The 16,066-nt window shown below is 62.9% G+C and carries 18 protein-coding genes; 14 read left to right on the top strand and 4 right to left on the bottom strand.

All coding sequences use genetic code 11. The features are described 5' to 3' along the window. Nucleotides 1-36 precede the first annotated feature (36 nt). From mdcA to DOCECA_RS24170, 11 genes are all read left to right on the top strand, one after another. Nucleotides 37-1,707, top strand: a complete 1,671-nt coding sequence (gene mdcA / locus DOCECA_RS24120; protein WP_445571192.1) for a malonate decarboxylase subunit alpha — start codon at nt 37-39, stop codon at nt 1,705-1,707. Beyond that, a complete protein-coding gene (locus DOCECA_RS24125; protein WP_445571193.1) occupies nt 1,708-2,583 on the top strand; it encodes a triphosphoribosyl-dephospho-CoA synthase in 876 nt (291 codons plus the stop codon). After that, nucleotides 2,583-2,882 (top strand): malonate decarboxylase subunit delta, encoded by a 300-nt coding sequence (locus DOCECA_RS24130; RefSeq protein WP_445571194.1) that lies wholly within the window; start codon nt 2,583-2,585, stop codon nt 2,880-2,882. The genes DOCECA_RS24125 and DOCECA_RS24130 overlap by 1 nt, the downstream gene beginning before the upstream one ends. Then, on the top strand, nt 2,875-3,726 hold the full coding sequence (locus tag DOCECA_RS24135) for a biotin-independent malonate decarboxylase subunit beta (protein ID WP_434649777.1): 852 nt from the start codon (nt 2,875-2,877) through the stop codon (nt 3,724-3,726). Before DOCECA_RS24130 ends, DOCECA_RS24135 begins: the two co-directional genes overlap by 8 nt. After that, the gene (gene mdcE, locus DOCECA_RS24140) at nt 3,723-4,526 is read left to right on the top strand and encodes a biotin-independent malonate decarboxylase subunit gamma (protein ID WP_445571195.1); all 804 of its coding nucleotides are present in this window, start codon (nt 3,723-3,725) and stop codon (nt 4,524-4,526) included. The genes DOCECA_RS24135 and mdcE overlap by 4 nt, the downstream gene beginning before the upstream one ends. Continuing rightward, nucleotides 4,520-5,143, top strand: a complete 624-nt coding sequence (locus DOCECA_RS24145) for a malonate decarboxylase holo-ACP synthase (protein WP_434609062.1) — start codon at nt 4,520-4,522, stop codon at nt 5,141-5,143. Before mdcE ends, DOCECA_RS24145 begins: the two co-directional genes overlap by 7 nt. After that, nucleotides 5,140-6,060, top strand: coding sequence for a malonate decarboxylase subunit epsilon (gene mdcH / locus DOCECA_RS24150; RefSeq protein ID WP_445571196.1), 921 nt, complete (start codon nt 5,140-5,142; stop codon nt 6,058-6,060). Before DOCECA_RS24145 ends, mdcH begins: the two co-directional genes overlap by 4 nt. A gap of 66 nt (nt 6,061-6,126) precedes the next feature. After that, a complete protein-coding gene (madL, locus tag DOCECA_RS24155) occupies nt 6,127-6,519 on the top strand; it encodes a malonate transporter subunit MadL (protein WP_420765008.1) in 393 nt (130 codons plus the stop codon). 5 nt (nt 6,520-6,524) lie between these two features. Beyond that, a complete protein-coding gene (gene madM / locus DOCECA_RS24160; RefSeq protein ID WP_420765007.1) occupies nt 6,525-7,289 on the top strand; it encodes a malonate transporter subunit MadM in 765 nt (254 codons plus the stop codon). A 116-nt stretch (nt 7,290-7,405) separates the two neighbouring features. Continuing rightward, nucleotides 7,406-7,708: a transposase gene (locus DOCECA_RS24165; RefSeq protein WP_014717988.1), complete on the top strand. Its 303-nt coding sequence runs from the start codon at nt 7,406-7,408 to the stop codon at nt 7,706-7,708. 8 nt (nt 7,709-7,716) lie between these two features. Beyond that, nucleotides 7,717-8,541: an IS3 family transposase gene (locus DOCECA_RS24170; RefSeq protein WP_434611621.1), complete on the top strand. Its 825-nt coding sequence runs from the start codon at nt 7,717-7,719 to the stop codon at nt 8,539-8,541. 113 nt (nt 8,542-8,654) lie between these two features. Here DOCECA_RS24170 and DOCECA_RS24175 read toward each other — a convergent pair whose 3' ends face one another. Next, entirely contained in the window at nt 8,655-9,569 is a 915-nt protein-coding gene (locus tag DOCECA_RS24175) for a LysR family transcriptional regulator (protein WP_434561831.1), read from the bottom strand. Nucleotides 9,570-9,741: 172 nt separating this feature from the next. Between DOCECA_RS24175 and trhA the strand changes: the two genes are divergently transcribed. Further along, nucleotides 9,742-10,359, top strand: coding sequence for a PAQR family membrane homeostasis protein TrhA (gene trhA / locus DOCECA_RS24180; RefSeq protein ID WP_420765005.1), 618 nt, complete (start codon nt 9,742-9,744; stop codon nt 10,357-10,359). On the opposite strand, the gene DOCECA_RS24185 is transcribed toward trhA, so the two are convergent. Beyond that, entirely contained in the window at nt 10,347-11,270 is a 924-nt protein-coding gene (locus DOCECA_RS24185; RefSeq protein ID WP_434561833.1) for a LysR family transcriptional regulator, read from the bottom strand. The two genes, trhA and DOCECA_RS24185, sit on opposite strands and share 13 nt — an antisense overlap. A 105-nt stretch (nt 11,271-11,375) precedes the next feature. On the opposite strand from DOCECA_RS24185, the gene DOCECA_RS24190 reads away from it, so the two are divergent. Beyond that, the gene (locus DOCECA_RS24190; protein ID WP_434651081.1) at nt 11,376-12,614 is read left to right on the top strand and encodes a D-amino acid dehydrogenase; all 1,239 of its coding nucleotides are present in this window, start codon (nt 11,376-11,378) and stop codon (nt 12,612-12,614) included. Between the two features lie 23 nt (nt 12,615-12,637). Then, nucleotides 12,638-13,540 carry a transporter substrate-binding domain-containing protein gene (locus DOCECA_RS24195; protein WP_445571197.1) on the top strand — a complete coding sequence of 301 codons (903 nt, stop codon included), beginning with the start codon at nt 12,638-12,640 and terminating at the stop codon, nt 13,538-13,540. Between the two features lie 115 nt (nt 13,541-13,655). Here DOCECA_RS24195 and DOCECA_RS24200 read toward each other — a convergent pair whose 3' ends face one another. Further along, on the bottom strand, nt 13,656-14,375 hold the full coding sequence (locus tag DOCECA_RS24200; protein WP_434561837.1) for a 16S rRNA (uracil(1498)-N(3))-methyltransferase: 720 nt from the start codon (nt 14,373-14,375) through the stop codon (nt 13,656-13,658). Between the two features lie 88 nt (nt 14,376-14,463). Then, nucleotides 14,464-15,870 (bottom strand): adenosylmethionine--8-amino-7-oxononanoate transaminase, encoded by a 1,407-nt coding sequence (locus DOCECA_RS24205; RefSeq protein WP_420765002.1) that lies wholly within the window; start codon nt 15,868-15,870, stop codon nt 14,464-14,466. Nucleotides 15,871-16,066 lie beyond the last annotated feature (196 nt).

The raw sequence follows: 16,066 nt of genomic DNA on the forward strand, positions 1-16,066 counted from the left end.
AGGTAAGCCCCACGAAAGCGAACCCGTGGAGTGGTCATGACAACAACAATATCCCCCGACTCGCGATGGACGCGGCGGCGCGGCGAAAAGCAGCGGCGCCTGGCGTTGGTCAAAGACCTTGCCGATGGCGTGGTGTTGCCCACCGATAACATCGTTGCGGCGTTGGAGGCATTGATCTTGCCCGGCGACCGTGTGGTGCTGGAGGGCAATAACCAGAAGCAGGCGGATTTTCTTTCGCGCTCCCTTGCCAAGGCCGACCCATCGAAGCTGCACGACCTGCACATGATCATGCCCAGCGTCGGCCGTTCCGAGCACCTGGACCTCTTCGAGCGTGGCATCGCTCGCAAGCTGGATTTTTCCTTTGCCGGCACCCAAAGCCTGCGCATCAGCCAATTGCTGGAAGACGGCCTGCTGGAAATCGGCGCGATCCACACCTACATCGAACTCTATGCTCGGCTGGTGGTGGATTTGATTCCCAACGTGGTGCTCTCGGCCGGTTTCATGGCCGACCGCGCCGGCAACATCTACACCGGCCCCAGCACTGAAGACACCCCCGCGCTGATCGAACCGGCGGCTTTCAGCGATGGCATCGTCATTGTCCAGGTCAACCAATTGGTGGACGACGTCAGCGACCTGCCCCGTGTGGACATCCCGGCGTCCTGGGTGGATTTCGTGGTGGTGGCCGACAAGCCGTTCTACATCGAGCCGCTGTTCACCCGCGACCCGCGCCACATCAAGCCTGTGCATGTGCTGATGGCGATGATGGCCATCCGTGGGATCTACGAAAAACACAACGTCCAATCCTTGAACCACGGCATTGGGTTCAACACGGCCGCCATCGAATTGATCCTGCCGACCTACGGCGAATCCCTCGGCCTCAAAGGCAAGATCTGCCGCAACTGGACCCTCAACCCGCACCCGACCCTGATCCCGGCCATCGAAAGTGGCTGGGTCGAAAGCGTACATTGCTTCGGCACCGAACTGGGCATGGAGAACTACATCGCCGCCCGGCCCGACGTGTTCTTCACCGGCCATGACGGCTCGCTGCGTTCAAACCGCATGGTCTGCCAACTGGCCGGGCAATACGCGGTGGACCTGTTTATCGGCGCTACCCTGCAAGTGGACGGCGACGGTCATTCCTCCACCGTGACCCGTGGCCGACTCGCCGGTTTTGGCGGCGCGCCGAACATGGGCCACGACCCGCGCGGCCGTCGTCATGGCACCCCGGCCTGGCTCGACATGCGCCACGGCGACGGCGAAGCGCCGCTGCTCGAGCGCGGCAAGAAGCTGGTGGTGCAGATGGTCGAGACGTTCCAGGAGGGCGGCAAACCGACCTTCGTCGACACCCTCGACGCGGTGGACGTGGCGAAGAAGGCCGGCATGCCCCTGGCGCCGATCATGATCTACGGCGACGACGTTACCCACCTGCTCACCGAAGAAGGCATCGCCTACCTGTACAAGGCCCGCTCCCTCGAAGAGCGCCAGGCGATGATCGCCGCCGTGGCCGGGGTGACGGCCGTCGGCTTGCGCCATGACCCGAAAGACACCGCGCGCATGCGCCGCGAAGGGTTGATTGCCTTGCCCGAAGACCTCGGTATCCGCCGCACCGACGCCACCCGCGAGCTGCTCGCGGCCAAGAGCGTGGCCGATCTGGTGGAGTGGTCCGGTGGCCTCTACAACCCGCCCGCCAAGTTCAGGAGCTGGTAAATGCGCGCCTTGAATCTGCAACCCAAGCCAATTTCCCTGGCTGAACGTCTGGCCGACCTGGCGGTGGACGCGTTGATCGATGAGGCCGACCTCTCGCCGAAACCGGCGCTGGTGGATCGGCGCGGCAGCGGTGCCCACACCGATCTGCACTTGGGTCTGATGCACGCTTCGGCGTTGTCATTGTGGCCGGCCTTCAAGGAAATGGCCGAAGCCGCCCTCGACTGTGGCGAGATCGGCCTGCCATTGCGCGAAGCCCTGGGCCGCATCGGCCGCGACGGTGAAGCCGCGATGCTCGCCACCACGGGTGGGGTGAATACTCATCGTGGCGCGATCTGGACCTTGGGCCTGTTGATCGCTGCGGCGGCGCTGAAGCCTGAATCCAACGTCGCGGGCGCCGTCACCCTACGCGCCGCTCGTCTGGCCTTGCTCAACGACCGTTATGCGCCCCAACCCTTGAGCCATGGCGTCCAGGTCGCCCAGCGTTACGGCGTACGCGGTGCCCGGGAAGAAGCGCAGCTGGCGTTCCCGGCCGTTACCGGCCTGGGCCTGCCGCAACTCAAGCGCAGCCGCGCGGCTGGGGCGGGCGAACAGAACGCCCGGCTCGATGCCTTGCTGGCGATCATGACCACCCTGGCCGACACCTGCGTGCTCTACCGCGCCGGCGAAGCGGGGCTGCAAGCCATGCAACAGGGCGCCAAAGCGGTGCTCGACGCCGGTGGCAGCGCGAGCCTGGTGGGTCGCCGCCAACTCCATGCGCTGGACCAACAATTGATTGCCTTGAACGCCTCGCCCGGCGGCGCTGCCGACCTGCTTGCCGCCTGCCTCTTTCTCGACCGTATCGAGCGCGGCGATGACCTCTTTCCAGGAGTGTGCTGATGGAAACCTTGTCCTTTGAATTTTCCGCCGGACAGCCGCCACGAGGCCGGGCGCTGGTGGGCTGCGTCGGCTCGGGCGATCTGGAGGTGCTGATCGAACCGGGGCTGGCGGGAAAATTGACCATTCAGGTGCAGACCTCGGTCAATGGCAGCGGGCAACGCTGGCAGCATCTGTTCGCCCGCATGTTCGACGGCCAGACGCCCCCGGCGATGAACATCGACATCCATGATTTCGGCGCCACCCCAGGCGTGGTGCGTCTGCGCCTGGAACAAGGCTTCGAGGAGATCGGCCATGACTGACAGCGCAACGCTGCTAAACAAGCACAGCTTCGTCGAACTCGGTGCCCGGCAACGGGCCAAGGCCTTGCTCGACGAGGGAACATTCCGTGAACTGCTCGACCCCTTCCAGCGCGTCATGTCGCCATGGCTACTGCGCCAAGGCGTGGTGCCGCAGAGCGACGATGGTGTGGTAATCGCCAAGGGCACGCTCGATGGCCTACCGGTGGTGATCGCCGCCATCGAAGGTGCGTTCCAGGGCGGCAGCCTCGGCGAAGTCGGCGGGGCAAAAATTGCCGGTGCGCTGGAACTGGCGGCTGAAGACAACCGCAGAGGCATCGCGACCCGCGTCGTGCTGCTGCTGGAAACCGGCGGCGTGCGGTTGCAGGAGGCCAACCTCGGGCTCGCGGCGATCGCCGAGATCCACTCGGCGATCGTCGACCTGCGCCAATTCCAACCGGTGATCGGCGTGGTAGCGGGCAGCGTTGGCTGCTTTGGCGGCATGTCGATTGCCGCCGGGTTGTGCAGTTACCTGTTGGTGACCCAGGAAGCGCGGCTGGGGTTGAACGGCCCGCAAGTGATCGAGCAGGAGGCCGGCATCGACGAGTACGACTCCCGCGATCGTCCGTTCATCTGGAGCCTGACCGGCGGCGAGCAGCGCTACGCGACCGGGCTGGTGGACCGATACGTTGCCGATGACGTCGCGCAGATCCGTCGGCAGGTCGGCGAACTGTTGCACCTGGGTGTACCCGACGAGCACCGCAGCGGTCAGGCAGATTTGTTCCTGCAACGCCTGGCCCGCCTGGACACCGACGTGCAAATCGAACCGTCAGCGGTTCGCCAGCTGTATCAGGGAGAACGCCCATGAGTTCGTATTCAATGAGAGGCGCGCGCTGGTTCGAGGCCTTGAGCGGCGGCGCCAAGCCGTTGGATGGCTTGCCGGCTTCGCTGCAAGTGGCCGACGTCCAACTGGGCGAACAAACCGCGCGGTTGATCGCCGTGGTGGCCGATCCCGACAACCGTTTTCCTCGGGCGCGCAATGGCGAAGTCGGGTTGCTCGAAGGTTGGGGCTTGGCCAAGGCGGTGGACGATGCCATCGAAGCCGACCGCAACGCGCCCCGCAAACGTGCGCTGATCGCCATCGTCGATGTGCCCAGCCAGGCATACGGCCGTCGCGAAGAAGCCCTCGGCATTCACCAAGCACTGGCTGGCGCGGCAGACAGTTATGTCCGCGCCCGATTGGCCGGGCACCCGGTGATTGGCTTGCTGGTGGGCAAGGCGATGTCCGGCGCGTTCCTGGCCCACGGCTACCAGGCCAACCGGCTGATTGCCCTGCGCGACCCGGGGGTGATGATCCATGCCATGGGCAAGGCCTCGGCGGCGCGGGTGACCTTGCGCAGTGTCGAAGAACTTGAAGCCCTGGCTGCCAGCGTGCCGCCAATGGCCTATGACATCGACAGCTACGCCAGCCTGGGTTTGCTCTGGGAAACCTTGTCGGTTGAGCAGATCGAGCAACCGACGGCAGCGGATCTGGGGCGGGTGTCTGATTGCCTGCAACAGGCGATCAACGACGTGGCGGGTGCGCCTCGGGATCTGAGCGGGCGTTTGGGGGCGGCCCATCGCGCAGCTTCCAGCCAAGTTCGCCAGTTGTTGAGGGCGCAGTGGTGAGCACGTTCCTGGCCCATGACCTGCTCTGGGGGATGACTGCCTTGCAGTTGCCTGCGGATGCGCCGGGTTGGGCTGTCGAATCGCTCGACCTCGGGCAGCCGGTGGTGGTGCGTCGGGCGCTCACCTTGCCCGGGCACGTCGCGGTGGGCCTGCGCGGCCCCTCCCGGGAACAGCGTTACGCCGCGTCGATGCCTGTGGTTGCGGTCCAGCGCCGGGTACGCCCGGAAGATCTTTGTCATGTCGAATGCCGTCGTGACCTGCCTGCGCTGATCGCCCTGGCGCAGCTCCGCTCCTTGCTCGACGCCAGTGGTTGGATCTGGGGCGTGAGCGGCAGCGCCGGGTTCGAATTGGCCACGGGTGTCGAGGCGCTGCATGAACGCAGTGACTTGGATTTGATTCTGCGCGCGCCGCGTCGTCTGAATCGTCTCCAGGCCAAGGAACTGCTGGCGCTGTTGGATGCCTCGGTCTGCGCCGTGGACATGCAGTTGCAAACGCCTTGCGGCGCCGTCGCCCTACGCGAGTGGGCGGGTTCGTCGCGTCGGGTCTTGCTCAAGGATGATGTCCAGGCGCGCCTGGTGAGCGACCCTTGGCAATCTCCAGTGGAGCAGGTCGCGTGAGCAGCCTTTTCGTCTTTCCCGGCCAGGGTGCGCAGCGCGTGGGCATGCTCCATGGGTTGGCACCGCTGATCCTCGAAGAGGCGGGGGATGTGCTGGGTGAAGATGTATTGCGATTGGACAGTGCCCAGGCTTTGCAATCGACTCGCGCCGTGCAGCTGTGCCTGCTGATCGCAGGCGTGGCGGCGGCTCGTCGGTTGCTTGAGCAGGCTCGCGCTCCGGATTACGTCGCGGGGCTGTCCATCGGTGCTTATCCGGCGGCGGTCGTGGCTGGGGCGCTGGATTTTGCGGATGCGCTGCGCCTGGTCAGCCTGCGGGGCGAGCTGATGCAGCAGGCGTATCCACGAGGCTACGGCATGACGGCGATCATCGGCCTGGACCTCGCGGTGGTGGAGACCTTGCTTGCCCAGGTACACAGCGAAACAGCGCCGGTCTACCTCGCCAATATCAATGCCGATAACCAGGTAGTCATCGCCGGCAGCGACGAAGCCATGGGCCTCGTCGCCGAAAAGGCCCGGCGTCAAGGCGCGGGCAAGGCTTGCCGGTTGGTGGTCAGCGTGCCGTCCCATTGCCCGTTGCTGGAGGCACCGGCCCGGACGTTGGCCCAGGCATTCGCCGACGTGCCGTTGAAGGCGCCAACATTGGGCTACCTCAGTGGCAGCCGCGCCCGGCCGATGCTCAAGACCGATGCGCTACGCGACGATCTGGCGTTCAACATGTGCCGTGTCGTCGATTGGCGCGGCACGGTGCAGAGCGCCTATGAGCGTGGCGTGCGCCTGCAAATCGAATTGCCGCCCGGCGCGGTGCTCACCGGGCTGGCGCGCCGGGTATTCGAGCAAGGCACTGTCATGGCGTTTGATGGCGCGCGGCTGGATACGCTGCAAGCGCTACTGCATGAGGAGGGACGCCGCCAACCCTAGACACCGACTCAAGCTGGCGAAGCACAAAAACAACAACTTCGACGATGCATTTTGAGGATTACGACAATGATTATCTACGGTGTGGCGTTTCTGGCCTTTTGTACCCTGGCGGGTATTTTCATCGGTGAGCTGCTGGGCAAATTGATCGGCGTGCCGGCCAATGTCGGCGGTGTCGGCATTGCGATGCTGCTATTGATCGGCCTGGGCAGCTATCTGAACAAGCGCGGCCTGTTCAAGGGCAAGTCTGAAGCTGGCGTGGAATTCTGGAGTGCCATCTATATCCCGATCGTGGTGGCGATGGCGGCGCAGCAAAACGTCTATGGCGCGCTGAAAGGCGGGCCGATGGCGATCCTGGCCGGGACCCTGGCCGTGGCGATTGCCTTTGCGTTGGTACCGGTGCTGGTGCGCATTGGTAACAAGGACCCTCAATCCAACGTGTCCGTGAAAACGGTCGGGTGATCGCCATGTACGAATCCATGATGAAAGTCATCACCGGCTACGGCCTGATCAGTGGTTTTGCGATTGTCGGGATCACCATGTGGGTGTCCTACTGGATGAGTAACACGTTCACCAAAGGTCGCCTGCATGGCTCGGCCATCGCGATCCTGCTGGGCCTGGTGCTTTCATACATCGGCGGGGCCATGACCGGCGGGCAGAAGGGCGTAGTGGACATCCCGCTGCTGTCCGGGATCGGCTTGCTGGGTGGCGCGATGCTGCGTGATTTTGCGATTGTCGCCACGGCGTTCGGAGTCAGCGTCGAGGAGCTCAAGCGCGCCGGCTTCGTGGGGATACTGGCCTTGTTCGTCGGGGTCGGGACTTCATTCATCGCCGGTGTTGGGGTGGCGATGGCCTTCGGTTACACCGATGTGGTGAGCCTGACCACCATTGGCGCCGGGGCGGTGACCTATATTGTCGGGCCGGTGACCGGGGCAGCGATTGGCGCCAGTTCCGAGGTGATGGCGCTGTCCATTGCCGCCGGGTTGATCAAGGCGATCCTGGTGATGGTGGCGACGCCGTTCGTGGCGCCCTTCATCGGCCTCAACAATCCGCGCAGCGCGGTGATCTTCGGTGGGCTGATGGGTACTTCCAGTGGCGTGGCCGGCGGCCTGGCGGCGACCGATCCGAAGCTGGTGCCGTATGGTTGCCTGACGGCTGCGTTCTACACCGCGCTTGGCTGCTTGCTCGGGCCTTCGCTGTTGTTTCTGATCATGCGCGGGTTGATGGGGTAGGGCTTCAGTTATTCTTTGAATGGACTGGCATCATCGCGAGCAAGCTGAACTGGCCTAATGATTTTGGACACTTCAATCGGGCGCTATGATAGCGCCCAAATCTGAGGTGTTTGGATATGCGTAAATCTTATTCGAGTGAGTTCAAGCTCAAGGCTGCCAGCATGGTGCTGGATGAAGGCCAGCCGGTTACCGAGGTCTGTGCCAGCCTAGATATCGGCCCCACTGCTCTGCGCCGCTGGGTCGATCAAGTGCAAAAAGAACGCCTGGGTTCGACCCCGGTAGGGGCCAAGGCGATTACCGCTGATCAGCGAGAAATCCAGAGGCTCAAAGCCCTACTCAGGGAGAAAGACCTGGACATTGAAATCCTAAAAAAGGCCAGTGCTCTCCTGCTTTTGGACGCCAAAGATCATTCACGCTGATCGATGAGCTGGACGAGCAATACGGCGTTAAAAGGTGTTGCCGGGCGTTTGGGATCAACCGCAGTAGTTTCTACGCCTGGCGCCAGCGCCAAGGCAGAGCAAATCCTGAACGGGACAAGCTCAAAGCCGCGCTGGTCAGGCACCACAGGGCGTCCAGAGAGTCGGCCGGCGCACGTACTTTGTCCAAGGAGCTAAAAGCCAAAGGGCATCGTATCGGACGTTATATGGCTCGCAGTTTGATGCGCGAAGCTGGCATCGCTAGTCGTCAGCGCAGGCGCCATAAGTACAAGTCGCCGGGCGTTGAGGCATTGGTGGCGCCGCACGTGCTCAAGCGAAAATTTGATGTAACGGCGGTTAACCAGGTGTGGTGTGGCGACGTGACTTACATCAAGGTCGGCAAGCGGTGGATGTACTTCGCCGCCGTTCTGGATCTGTACGCTCGGAGGATCGTGGGTTGGTCGTTCTCGATGATTTCTGATGCCAACCTGACCTGCGAAGCGCTACGCATGGCGGTTGAGCTACGCGGCCACCCCCAGGATGTGTTGTTTCATTCAGACCAAGGTTGTCAGTACACCAGTCATAAATTCCGAAACGAGCTTGTGAAACACGGGTTTAGGCAAAGTATGAGCCGTAAAGGCGAGTGCTGGGACAACGCCCCCATGGAGCGTTTCTTTGGTAGTTTGAAATCAGAGTGGGTTCCTGAAACGGGCTACAAACTGGAACATGAGGCCCGGGCAGACGTGCAGCGCTATGTCTCGCGCTACAACATCAGCAGGCCTCACAGCTACAACGACTACCGGTCGCCGGTCGCGAAGGAAAGGTTGGCGGCGTGAACCTTAATCGGTGTCCAAGATTACTTGACCAGTTCAAGCTCGCTCCCACAGGGGATTTGTGAACACCGATCCAATGTGGGAGCGAGCCTGCTCGCGATGGGCGCGGCTCGGTTTCAAGCCTGGCGATTGGCATACATCCGGCACTCCGCCAACAGCGCCAGCAGGTTCGGGTCGCGCTCCTTGGCTTTCAAAAAGACTACGCCGATGTGCTGCTGCAAACGGTACTTTTCCTGCAACGGGATCAGTTTCACCCGGTTTTCGTACACCGCCGCGATCCTGCCCGGCAGCAAGGCATAGCCTACCCCGGAGCTGACCATGCTCAGCAGGGTGAAGATGTCGTTGACCTGCATCGCCACCTTCGGCTCGAACCCCGCCTGCTTGAATACCCGAACGCCGTCCTGATGCGTGGCGAAGCCTTGGGTCAGGGTGATGAAGGTCTCGTCGCGCACTTCGGCCAGGTCCACTTCGCTGCGCTGGGCGAAGGGGGAGTCGGCCGGCGTGGCGAGGAAGATGTCATCGGAAAACAGCTGGATCTGCTCGCAGTCCGGGTCGTTGACGCTGTCGTCCAGCGACACTAGGATCGCATCGACTTCCATGTTCTTGAGCTTGTACAACAGGTCGATGTTGGAGCCCATGATCAAGTCGATATTGAGCTCGCTGCGGCGGATCTTCAGGCCCATGATCAGCTGCGGCACGGTCTTGACCGTCAATGAATACAACGATCCCAGCTTGAAACGCTCGGCGGAAAAACCAGCCGCCTCACGGGTCAGGCGCACGCTTTCGATCACGTCCTGGATCAATTTCTGCGCACGCTCTTCCAATACATAGGCGCTTTCCAGCGGCGTGAGGTTGCGGCCCTCATGCTTGAACAATGGACAACGCAGGGCGCTCTCCAAGGAGTGAATGGCCCGATGCACGCTGACGTTGCTGGTTTGCAGATCGGCCGCCGCCCGCGCCAGGTTGCCGGTGCGCATGAAGGCCAGGAACACCTCGAGTTTTTTCAGGGTCAATTCTTCGTCGATCAGCATGGGAGGCAGACTCTTATTCGTATGGGCTGATTGTGCCCGAACCTGCCTTTGTGGCGAGGGGATTTATCCCCTCGCCACACGTGCTGTATCGCAATTTGAAAAGCAATTCATTGCAGTTTCAGGCGCCAGGCCTGAGCCTTGGCGCCAGTTTCGGAATGTGGGGTGGGATTGGATGTATCACGGAGAACGACTCAACGCCTGGACGCACCTGGTGGGGGCTGTCGCGGCGTTTATCGGCGCGGTGTGGTTGTTGGTGATTGCCGGGATGGCCGGCGATCCGTGGAAGATTGTCAGCGTGGCAATCTACGGGTTCACCTTGCTGGCGCTCTACAGCGCCTCGACGGTTTATCACAGCGTGCGCGGACGCAAAAAAGAAATCATGCAGAAGGTCGATCATTTTTCGATCTACCTGTTGATTGCTGGCAGCTACACGCCGTTCTGCCTGGTGACCCTGCGCGGGCCGTGGGGCTGGACGTTATTCGGGATTGTCTGGGGACTGGCCCTGATCGGCATCCTGCAGGAGATCAAGCCACGCTCCGAAGCGCGGGTCCTCTCGATCGTCATCTACGCGGTGATGGGTTGGATCGTCCTGGTGGCGGTCAAGCCGTTGTTGGCGGCGCTGGGTAGCACCGGGTTCGCCTGGCTGGCCTCGGGCGGCGTGCTCTACACCGTGGGCATCGTTTTTTTCGCGCTCGACCAACGCCTGCGCCATGCCCATGGCATCTGGCATTTGTTCGTCATTGCCGGCAGCCTGCTGCATTTCGTGGCGATTCTGTTCTACGTGCTTTGAGCACTTGTAAACAGACGATCCAGTTGCGCCTGGGCCTGGCTGGCGAAAATCTCCAGCAGGGCACCCATTGTATGGGCTGGGGCCTCGTTGGCCCGGGTCACGGCGTACAGGGAAATGGGCAGCGCAGGTGACAACGGGCGGATGGCCGTGCGGGTGCTCGAAGCGCCCAAGGCCGTGAACGGGTCGATCACCGCCAGCCCGGCACCGGACTCGACCATGGCCCGGGCCAGTGAGTACGTCTGCACGGCGATGTTGATGCGCGGCGGCGGTTCCACTGACTTGAGATAGCCGTCCAGCCTGGCCGATAGCGGGTCGGTGCTGGACAGGCCGATCAACGGCGCATCGGCCAGGGCCTGCAATGGCATGGGCGTGCCGATGGCCATTTCGGGCCAGTGCCCGCTGGGCGCCAGGGCCACCAGCACGCCGCTGGCGAGGGGCTGGGCCTTGAGGCCGGGGTGATCGGGCGGTTGCAAAGTCAGGGCGACGTCGATCTCACGCATCAGCAGGTTTTGCGTCAATTCGCGGCTGTGGGCGCTGGATAATTCGCACACGATGTCTGGATACAGTCGGGTCCAGTGATGGATCGCCGCCGGCATCAGCGACAAGGCCAAGGCTGGCGTGGCGCCGATCCGCAGGCTGTGGCCGGGCTCGCGGCGCAGGCTCTGGGCCAGGCGCCGAACGCCTTGCAGGCTTTCGCTGACCTTGTCGACCTCGCGTTCCAGTTCCAGCGCTTCGGGCGTGGCCTGCAGCTTGCCGCGCACCCGCAGGAACAGCGCAAACCCCAGTTGCTGTTCGGCATGCTGCAACACCTTGGTCACGGCCGGCTGGGAGACGTGCAACAACTGCGCCGCCCCGCTGATGGAGCCGGTCTGGCGGATGGCCTGGAAAATCTCGATATGACGAAGGCGCATGGCGAGTCCATAACCTTTGTTTATAGGAGGCCCATCTTTATTCATTGTTCGAACGCTGTCATCCGATCCTAACCTTGACCCATTCAAAACAGGTGTGGGATGAACATGGCTCAGCGGGTTTGCATCATCGGTGGAGGCGTGATCGGGTTGGCGACGGCTTACGCGCTGGTCCGCGAAGGCGTCGATGTCACACTGGTGGAAGCCCGCGACGCGTTGGGCAGCGAAACCAGCTTCGCCAATGGCGGGCAGTTATCTTATCGCTACGTCACGCCGCTGGCGGATGCCGGGGTGCCGTGGCAGGCCCTTGGCTGGATGTTGCGCGCGGACTCGCCACTCAAGCTGCGCCCACGCCTCGACCCGGCCCAATGGCGCTGGATGGCGGCGTTTATCGCCGCGTGCCGGACCTCGGTCAACCGCCGCAACGGTGAACACCTGTTGCGTCTGGCACTGCTGAGCCAAGCGACATTGCAGACCTGGCGTGAAGAGGATCGCCTCGACGGCTTTGACTGGCGGCGCAACGGCAAATTGGTGACGTTTCGCAATGCCAGCCATTTCGCACACGCTCGGCGGCGAATAACGGATCCTGCTCAGCAGGTACTGGGTCACGCCGATTGCGCGAGCCTGGAACCCGCATTGGCCGACGTGCCGTTCGCGGGCGGGATCTATACGCCGGACGAGGAGGTTGGCGATTGCCATGGCTTCTGCCAGCAATTGGCGGCGCGGTTGCGGGCTTCGGGGCGTTGCGAGTTCCTGTTGGGGCGTGCGGTGACTGCTATCCATCATGCCAACGGTGAGGTGCAGGCTATCGACCTGGGCGGCCATCGCCTGGACGTGGACGCCTTGGTGATCGCCGCTGGCCACCGCAGCGCAGCGCTGGCGTTGCCTGGCGTACGAATGCCGTTGTACCCGCTCAAGGGCTACAGCCTGACGGTCCCCATCGAGGCGCGGCACCGGGCGCCGGACCTGAGCATCACCGACTATGACCGCAAGGTCGTCTACGCTCGCATCGGCGAACAATTGCGAGTGGCGGCGATGGTGGACATTGTCGGTTTTGACCCGGCACCGGACCCCAGGCGCCTGGCCTTGATCCGCCGCCAGGCCATGGAAACCTTTCCACAGGCCGGGGACTACGAACGCGCCGTCGAGTGGGCGGGCATGCGTCCGGCCACGCCCAGCGGCGTGCCCCTGATTGGCGCCACCGGCTATCGCAACCTGTGGCTCAACCTGGGCCATGGCGCCTTGGGCTTTACCCTGGCCTGTGGCAGCGGCCGCTTGCTCAGTGAACTGATCCGCCAACGTACACCTTCCATCGACATGCGAGGCCTCGCGCCCCGCGCCGCCTGACCCACCCGCAACGGAGAATAACAATGCAAAGAATCACGTTGATCGGCTGCACCCTGAGCCTGCTGTTGAGCGCCCCGGCATTCGCCAACGAAGCGCCGCCGGCCGGCACGCTGGACAAGATCGCCAGCAGCAAGAGCATCACGCTGGGTTATCGCGACGCCTCGGTGCCGTTTTCCTATGTGGGGGACAACAGCGGCAAACCGATGGGCTACTCCGTGGAGCTGGCGAGCAATATCGTCGAGCGGATCAAGCAGCAACTGGCGCTGCCGCAACTGAACGTGAAATACAACCTCGTCACTTCCCAGACCCGCATCCCACTGGTGCAGAACGGCACCGTGGACCTGGAATGCGGCTCCACTGGCGTAACGGCCGAGCGGCAGAAGCAAGTGGCGTTTTCCTACGGTTTCATTTACGTGAAGGGCCAGTTGCTGACGGCCAAGGACAGCGGCATTCACAGCTTCGCCGACCTGCGGGGCAAGAACGTGGTGACCACCGCCGGCACCACCAACGAGCGGTTCCTCAAAAGCTACAACCTGGACAACAAGGTCGAGATGTTCGTCATCAGCGCCAAGGACCACGGTGAAGCCTTCCAGATGCTCGAGACCGGTCGGGCGGCGGCGTTCTACATGGACGACGCGCTGCTCTATGGCGAACGGGCGAAGGCGCGCGATCCACACAAATGGGTCGTGGTCGGGGAAGAGCAGTCGCGGGAAATCTACAGCTGCATGGTGCGCAAGGACGATCCGCAATTCCTGGCGCTGGTCAACGCGACCCTGGCGGACCTGTACAAATCAGGAGAAATCAACACCATCTACGACCGTTGGTTCCAGAAGCCGATCCCGCCGAAGGGGCTGAACCTGGAGTTCCCGATGACCAGCGAGTTGAAGGCGATCATTGCCAAGCCGACGAGCGATCCGGTGCAGTAGCTGTCATGTGCCGGTGAGCCCTTGCTCGCGATAGCGCCGGATCAGTCAGCATCGATGTTGACTGGCCCACCGCCATCGCGAGCAAGCTCACTCCCACAGGGATCTACATTCGGCTTCAGAAATCCCCCCACAACTGCTGCGCCACCGCCAGTGCCACCACCGGAGCGGTTTCGGTGCGCAGCACGCGGGGGCCGAGGCGGGCGGCGTGGTAGCCGGCGGCCTTGGCCTGCTCGACCTCGCCATCCGACAACCCGCCCTCGGGGCCGATCAAGAACGCCAGGGACGAGGGCTTGGCATGGCTGGTCAGCGGATCGGCCACCGGGTGCAACACCAGTTTCAATTCGGCGTCGGTCTGCTTCAGCCAGTCGGCCAGCAGCAATGGAGGGTGGATCACCGGCACGGTGGAGCGCCCGCATTGCTCGCAGGCGCTGATCGCCACCTGGCGCCAATGCAGCAGGCGCTTGTCGGCGCGCTCGTCCTTGAGGCGCACTTCGCACCGCTCGGTGAAGATCGGCGTGATCTCGGTGACTCCCAGCTCGGTGGCCTTCTGGATCGCCCAATCCATGCGCTCGCCCCGGGACAGGCCCTGGCCCAAGTGAATGCGCAACGGCGACTCGGCTTGCCCGGCAAATTGCTCGTCGAGCTGCACGCGCACGCGTTTCTTGCCGACCTCGGCCAGGGTGCCACGAAACTCCTGGCCCGAGCCATCGAACACCTGCACCGCATCGCCCTCGGCCATGCGCAGCACCCGGCCGATGTAATGGGCCTGGGCTTCAGGCAACTCGTGATCGCCAAGGCTCAGGGGGGTGTCGATGAAGAAGCGGGACAGTCTCATGTGGAGTCTCTGAAAAGTTAAATCTGTGGCGAGGCGACGTTTCGCTAAATCCCCTCACCACAACAGTGTTTCAACAGGAGGCCGGGATTCAGCCCGGATCGCGATAACCCGGATGGAAGTCCTTCGGCACTGCCACGCTAACCTTTTCCCGGGTGGCAATGTCGATGCCTTCGCTGGCCACTTGCGCCAGGAAATCGATCTGCTCCGGCGTGATGACATAGGGCGGCAGGAAATACACCACGCTGCCCAGCGGCCGCAACAGCGCACCGCGCTCCAGGGCATGCTGGAACACCGCCAGCCCACGCCGTTCCTGCCACGGATAGGCGGTTTTGCTGGCCTTGTCCTTGACCATCTCGATGGCCAGCACCATGCCGGTCTGGCGCACTTCGGCCACGTTCGGGTGATCGGCCAGGTGCGCGGTGGCGCTCGCCATGCGTTGGGCCAGGGCCTTGTTGGTTTCGATGACGTTGTCTTCTTCGAAGATATCCAGCGTTGCCAGGGCTGCGGCGCAGGCCAGCGGGTTACCCGTGTAGCTGTGGGAATGCAGGAAGGCGCGCAGAGTCGGGTAGTCGTCGTAGAACGCGCTGTACACCTCGTCGGTGGTCATGCATGCCGCCAGCGGCAGGTAGCCGCCGGTCAGTGCCTTGGACAGGCAAAGGAAATCCGGGGTGATGCCGGCCTGCTCACAGGCAAACATCGTCCCGGTGCGACCGAAGCCGACAGCGATTTCATCGTGGATCAGGTGTACGCCGTAGCGGTCGCAGGCTTCGCGTAACAGCTTCAGGTACACCGGGTGATACATGCGCATGCCGCCGGCGCCCTGGATCAGCGGTTCGACAATCACGGCGGCGACGCTGTCGTGGTGTTCGGCGAGGGTCTGTTCCATGGCCGCGAACAGGTTTCGCGAGTGCTCTTCCCAGCCCATGCCCTCGGGGCGGTGGTAGCAGTCGGGGCTGGGTACCTTGATCGTGTCCAGCAGCAACGCCTTGTAGGTTTCGGTGAACAGCGGTACGTCGCCCACCGACATCGCCGCGATGGTTTCGCCGTGGTAACTGTTGCTCAGGGTGACGAAGCGTTTTTTGTCCGGCCGGCCGCGATTGATCCAGTAGTGAAAGCTCATCTTCATCGCCACTTCGATGCAGGACGAACCGTTATCGGCGTAGAAGCACCGGGTCAGTCCTTCAGGCGTCATCTTCACGAGACGCTCGGACAGCTCGATCACCGGCTGGTGGCTGAAACCGGCGAGAATCACGTGCTCCAGTTGATCGACCTGATCCTTGATGCGCTGGTTGATGCGCGGGTTGGCGTGGCCGAAGACGTTGACCCACCAGGAACTCACCGCGTCGAGGTAGCGCTTGCCTTCGAAGTCTTCCAGCCACACGCCTTCGCCGCGCTTGATGGGGATCAGCGGCAACTGTTCGTGATCTTTCATCTGCGTGCAGGGGTGCCACAGCACCGCGAGATCGCGTTGCATCCACTGGTTATTCAGGCCCATGTACAGTCTCCTCGAGGCGGCTCGCGGCGGGCGCGGGCAAAACAATCGCGCAAGCCTATGCAATGGCGGCCCCGCGGACAACCCATTGTGTCATTCACGCGACTTTGGGCCAGGCGATAGACGTCGCTGGCGGCGCTTTGATGGCTGACGTATTCTTCGCCGTTCCCTGAGCCGACTGGCTCGAAAGACCGAGAGC

The organism is Pseudomonas sp. E102, from assembly GCF_052660185.1.

Excerpts from the sequence above, each read along its gene's own strand:
- mdcA (WP_445571192.1), top strand. The coding sequence starts at position 37 with ATGACAACAACAATATCCCCCGACTCGCGATGGACGCGGCGGCGCGGC.
- DOCECA_RS24125 (WP_445571193.1), top strand. The coding sequence starts at position 1,708 with ATGCGCGCCTTGAATCTGCAACCCAAGCCAATTTCCCTGGCTGAACGT.
- DOCECA_RS24130 (WP_445571194.1), top strand. The coding sequence starts at position 2,583 with ATGGAAACCTTGTCCTTTGAATTTTCCGCCGGACAGCCGCCACGAGGC.
- DOCECA_RS24135 (WP_434649777.1), top strand. The coding sequence starts at position 2,875 with ATGACTGACAGCGCAACGCTGCTAAACAAGCACAGCTTCGTCGAACTC.
- mdcE (WP_445571195.1), top strand. The coding sequence starts at position 3,723 with ATGAGTTCGTATTCAATGAGAGGCGCGCGCTGGTTCGAGGCCTTGAGC.
- madL (WP_420765008.1), top strand. The coding sequence starts at position 6,127 with ATGATTATCTACGGTGTGGCGTTTCTGGCCTTTTGTACCCTGGCGGGT.
- madM (WP_420765007.1), top strand. The coding sequence starts at position 6,525 with ATGTACGAATCCATGATGAAAGTCATCACCGGCTACGGCCTGATCAGT.
- DOCECA_RS24165 (WP_014717988.1), top strand. The coding sequence starts at position 7,406 with ATGCGTAAATCTTATTCGAGTGAGTTCAAGCTCAAGGCTGCCAGCATG.
- DOCECA_RS24175 (WP_434561831.1), bottom strand. The coding sequence starts at position 9,569 with ATGCTGATCGACGAAGAATTGACCCTGAAAAAACTCGAGGTGTTCCTG.
- trhA (WP_420765005.1), top strand. The coding sequence starts at position 9,742 with ATGTATCACGGAGAACGACTCAACGCCTGGACGCACCTGGTGGGGGCT.
- DOCECA_RS24185 (WP_434561833.1), bottom strand. The coding sequence starts at position 11,270 with ATGCGCCTTCGTCATATCGAGATTTTCCAGGCCATCCGCCAGACCGGC.
- DOCECA_RS24190 (WP_434651081.1), top strand. The coding sequence starts at position 11,376 with ATGGCTCAGCGGGTTTGCATCATCGGTGGAGGCGTGATCGGGTTGGCG.
- DOCECA_RS24195 (WP_445571197.1), top strand. The coding sequence starts at position 12,638 with ATGCAAAGAATCACGTTGATCGGCTGCACCCTGAGCCTGCTGTTGAGC.
- DOCECA_RS24200 (WP_434561837.1), bottom strand. The coding sequence starts at position 14,375 with ATGAGACTGTCCCGCTTCTTCATCGACACCCCCCTGAGCCTTGGCGAT.
- DOCECA_RS24205 (WP_420765002.1), bottom strand. The coding sequence starts at position 15,870 with ATGGGCCTGAATAACCAGTGGATGCAACGCGATCTCGCGGTGCTGTGG.